The 4095-nt window shown below is 31.7% G+C and carries 7 protein-coding genes; all 7 read right to left on the bottom strand.

Annotated features, from left to right (window positions below; genetic code table 11):
• Positions 1 to 231 precede the first annotated feature (231 nt).
• Positions 232 to 1116 (bottom strand): hypothetical protein, encoded by an 885-nt coding sequence (locus GOQ24_RS05595; protein WP_160339272.1) that lies wholly within the window; start codon positions 1114 to 1116, stop codon positions 232 to 234.
• A gap of 26 nt (positions 1117 to 1142) precedes the next feature.
• On the bottom strand, positions 1143 to 1994 hold the full coding sequence (locus GOQ24_RS05590; RefSeq protein WP_160339271.1) for a hypothetical protein: 852 nt from the start codon (positions 1992 to 1994) through the stop codon (positions 1143 to 1145).
• A 51-nt stretch (positions 1995 to 2045) separates the two neighbouring features.
• Positions 2046 to 2219, bottom strand: a complete 174-nt coding sequence (locus tag GOQ24_RS05585; protein WP_160339270.1) for a hypothetical protein — start codon at positions 2217 to 2219, stop codon at positions 2046 to 2048.
• Positions 2220 to 2253: 34 nt separating this feature from the next.
• Positions 2254 to 2673: a hypothetical protein gene (locus GOQ24_RS05580; RefSeq protein WP_160339269.1), complete on the bottom strand. Its 420-nt coding sequence runs from the start codon at positions 2671 to 2673 to the stop codon at positions 2254 to 2256.
• An 18-nt stretch (positions 2674 to 2691) separates the two neighbouring features.
• Positions 2692 to 2934 (bottom strand): hypothetical protein, encoded by a 243-nt coding sequence (locus GOQ24_RS05575; protein ID WP_160339268.1) that lies wholly within the window; start codon positions 2932 to 2934, stop codon positions 2692 to 2694.
• Between the two features lie 9 nt (positions 2935 to 2943).
• Positions 2944 to 3285, bottom strand: coding sequence for a hypothetical protein (locus GOQ24_RS05570; protein WP_160339267.1), 342 nt, complete (start codon positions 3283 to 3285; stop codon positions 2944 to 2946).
• Positions 3286 to 3440: 155 nt separating this feature from the next.
• Positions 3441 to 3965, bottom strand: coding sequence for a hypothetical protein (locus GOQ24_RS05565; protein WP_160339266.1), 525 nt, complete (start codon positions 3963 to 3965; stop codon positions 3441 to 3443).
• Between the last annotated feature and the right edge of the window lie 130 nt (positions 3966 to 4095).

The raw sequence follows: 4095 nt of genomic DNA, 5'->3' as shown, positions 1-4095 counted from the left end.
ATCATTTTTACAAACTCAATATAGTTTTCCACGGTTATTATTTATTATTACAAAGATCTGTAGTTTTTAATTCACACACAACTTTTGAGATTGATCCCTTATTCCCTCAATACACTAACACTATTCAAAGACCATAAAAAAACTCCTAAGCAATTGCTTAGGAGTTATATATACCTATCTCACTGAATCATCCTATAAGGTTCCTAATATCTACCAACTACAAAACTATCCTTATCTCTTTTTTCTCTCAAAATTGTTATTACTAGGTTCTATATCTTGATAGTAATTTAAGGCATCATCCTTGTGCTTTATTAATTTTGCATTATCCACGCGTTCAAATCTTTCTCCACGAAACAATATTGTTGAAGGACTTTCAATATATGCATATTCATTCTTAAAATCAGCAATAGTAAAATACATCTCACTCAAATCTATCATTACATCCATATCCATATCCTTTTTAAATTCAAACTCTTTACTTTCGAGATAAGTTCTAAAATAAGGAGTACCCCTCATATATGGATCTAAATAATTAGGATATACCCTAAATACAAACTTATTACTTTCATGTGCTTCGAAAGTAGTTTTATTACTCCCTTTCTCTAGAAGTATACAATCATCCTCACCTCTTAAATAGGGTTTAGCCGTATCAATACCTCCACTAACAGGACATATAGTAACTATATAAGGATAGTCAAGATATAGCGATTTATTACCTTCCACAAGGTTTCCGTATAACATTTTTTTCATATACATCTCCTCTACTTTTAGATTGATAGTAGTGCTCTCTTTATCGCTCTTTATTTTATATGATACATTAAAACTTTTATTAATAGTATCATGTATTGACTCTGGGAAGGAGGTTATCAACTGAATTAACTGCTCATTGATGGTCTCGTATCTACCCATCGTTGTCACATAACCTGAAAGTAATATAATATCTAAATATAATATCTCATCAAAGGACTCATAGTAAAATTCTTTATTAACCTCTTCCAACACTAATGAAGAGCCCTTCTCACTTTTATACAAAACAGGTTTTTCATTTGTACTTTGTCCATATATTTCAAACATGAAAAACAGTACTCCTATAACAAAAAAATATTTTCTATCCATTTGATCTTTTTTAAAAATTAAAACCACTAATATCCATTCTTTTTTAAGAACTCATTAGTTATACCCTTAATAGATTTTACTCCTATATTGTCTCCTAAACTATACGAAACCCTAAAAGCATCTTTTTCAGTGCTATAATTGTTAGATAACACACTATTATTCAACTTATATTGGTAAAAAAACTTAGGAGAAAACATTACTTGATGTACATGTATAGTCTCATGAATTAAAGAGTTAATATTACCATCATAATTAATAGTAAGATCAAATTTACTCTTTCCCCAAACCAAATCACCATGAATGTCTCTACCTTTTTCTATCCTAGTACTAGTACCCACATTGACTTTATATTGTCCTTTAGCAATTAGTCCTAAAACTGATTCAATTCTTACTCTTGCTGATGCTAAAACACCTAATTGCGCAATTTCATCTTCAGTAGATTTATCTTGACTAGTCAAGCTCGCTATTCTTTTTTCTAAAACTACACTTCTATCACTTATCGCTTTTAACATCTCTTCTTTATATTCCAATAAAGACGTTTTACTTTCAGACTTATATGCCCCATGTTTAGCCATATGATTCAATCCAGCCGTTATTAGCCCTTGTTGCATCCCTTTCCAGAAGTTCCCTCCTGCTATACTAGAGGAGATACCCCCTGAAAGTCCTCCACTACTAATTACTATCGCTTTGAATAGTCCTAGATTCCTATTCGCAAAACTATTGTAAATTAAATAGTCCTCATCCATATAAAACCCAACATTCCCTATAGCTTTTACTCCACTAGCGATGAGTGAACTTATTGCTCCACTAGCAAAACCACTACCAAAGTCCCCTCCACCTATCTCACTCATTATACCTCCTGATGCTCCATGTAGCATCGCTTGCGCAAAAAATGCTCCACTCCTCAATTTATTAGTTAATTTGTAAGCTTACTCAATTTCGGGATATAGTTCAAATAATAGTATAGCCCTATCTTGTTGGTCTGTTGTCCAGTTATTAGGACTAGTCAGTGCTTGTGCACCTTCTAGCACCTTATTCAAATATTCTTGAAGTACTCTAAATCTATTTACAACCTTGTATTCTTTCTTCGCAAAAAAATTCACTTTTTTCAGTACCTAGTTGTATACTAAGGAGTTTTTATTTACCATCATAGATAATCGTCCAGTTCATAGCTTTCAATTCTTCTAAAGAATAACTATATCGTTTATCATATAGTTTCTTTTTGACTATCTCATTCCAGCTATAGCTATCTAATGTTGATCTCTTATATATAAATATTCTAGTTTGTTTGTTATTGTAATATTCAGAGTTAAAAACAGGAAATACTACAAAATCCTTAGGCATAATAATAGCATATTCACTTTCGAGGTTATGCATATAGCAAAAAACATCATTTTCTATACCTATTAATGAATTACTTTGACAATAGCTAATTTGCTCAATAGACTCATTAACCAACTTTATTTCTCCCACTTTTCTTACACCATCATCTATCAAAAGACAACCTTGAAGAATTAACATCAAACCAATTAAGAGCAAAAAAAATACACTTCTCATATTCTATTTTATTAAATGTTATAAAATCGCAATAGATGCAATGCTTAAAAAGGGAACTCCTAAATCCCAAAAATTAAATCTAGGATTCTTAGTTTGGTATCTTTTCACATTATAATAACTTCCAGTCCTTTCATTATAATAATTTGCCAATCCTCCATTACTAAAAACATCGTAATCAAAATAATCAGCTCTTCCACTACCATACTTTCGATCAAAATACTTTCCTCCTAATCTACTAGCTTGTACTTCAAACCATCGCAAGCCATGATCTTATCCTCCTAAACCTGCTGCACTAAGAAGACTAGTTGCTCCCACTATTGGCAATTGTAATGGACCAAATACATAGGATTGGATATAATGTCCATATTCATGTACAAAAAGATGGTCTCTCCAGTCAGCTTTAAATCCTTTTGGCCCAAAAATATAATTCCCTAAAGTAAATGCACTATTTCCACTTGTAACCCCTCCTAAAGCAACAGCTCCACCCAGATGAGTAACCTCCGTTACTTTACCTCCTAAGTTCAAGCCATGCCCAACAAAATTCCCTACTAATGTATTTGGAAGTCCCCAAGTCCATTTTTGCACAACTTGTAAAAAATTTCCAGTAAACAATCCCCTATCAATTTACCACGCTCTTTCTGTTTTACTCCAATTATAGTTCTTAAAATTAACCCCATACTTAAATACATTACTAAAAAAATCACCTACTCCTGAAATAATAGTACCTATAAACTCACCACTAGAATCAGTATAAAGCAATGGGGTATTTAACACATAACCATAGCGATTATTACTTTGTGTATCACCATATTATCAAAAGAATCAGGTAAAGTCTGCAAAATTTTTCTATTACCGCTTAGAACTCTTAAATACTCTTTAGCTAGTCTCTCCTTAAAAATCGCATTTCCTCCATTTAATTCTGCTCCTTGGACATACATATTAATTATATCAACACCTGTTTTAGAGTCTTGCAACATCAATTTACGCTTACCATTATAAGCACGTATCTCAAAGGGTTTAATCTCAATTACTTTATCATAAAGGGCATATATCTCATTTGTATTAATTTTTGGTGAAGAGAAAAACATTCTTCTACTCATAGAACCCTTATCTTGCTTTTGTTCAAAACTGCTCTTACGTAAATCCGCAGCTTTTTTTAATAAAAAACTAATATCTAGGTTATTTGTATTGTACAACTGGAAATCACTAGGGAGTATAAGCGAGGATGCTTTCAAAAAATTCATTCCTACAAGAAAGAATGAACTACTTAATATAAACTTCTTTCTATCCATAATAAGAAATGTTTAGATGAAAAAGAAAAGAGGAAGGTAGGATTAGCTTCACCTACAGTCTTACACACCTAATATGCTTTGAATTGAAATCTTTATTCGACTTCCTCTTTCTTACCATAAATATATATTG

Source organism: Myroides sp. LoEW2-1, assembly GCF_009767705.1.
Lineage (GTDB): Bacteria > Bacteroidota > Bacteroidia > Flavobacteriales > Flavobacteriaceae > Flavobacterium > Flavobacterium album_A.
This window is presented reverse-complemented; position numbering and strand designations above follow the sequence as displayed.

What these genes read in the sequence shown, in the direction of transcription:
- GOQ24_RS05595 (WP_160339272.1), bottom strand. Translation starts at nt 1,116, where the DNA reads ATGGATAGAAAATATTTTTTTGTTATAGGAGTACTGTTTTTCATGTTT.
- GOQ24_RS05590 (WP_160339271.1), bottom strand. Translation starts at nt 1,994, where the DNA reads ATGCTACATGGAGCATCAGGAGGTATAATGAGTGAGATAGGTGGAGGG.
- GOQ24_RS05580 (WP_160339269.1), bottom strand. Translation starts at nt 2,673, where the DNA reads ATGAGAAGTGTATTTTTTTTGCTCTTAATTGGTTTGATGTTAATTCTT.
- GOQ24_RS05565 (WP_160339266.1), bottom strand. Translation starts at nt 3,965, where the DNA reads ATGGATAGAAAGAAGTTTATATTAAGTAGTTCATTCTTTCTTGTAGGA.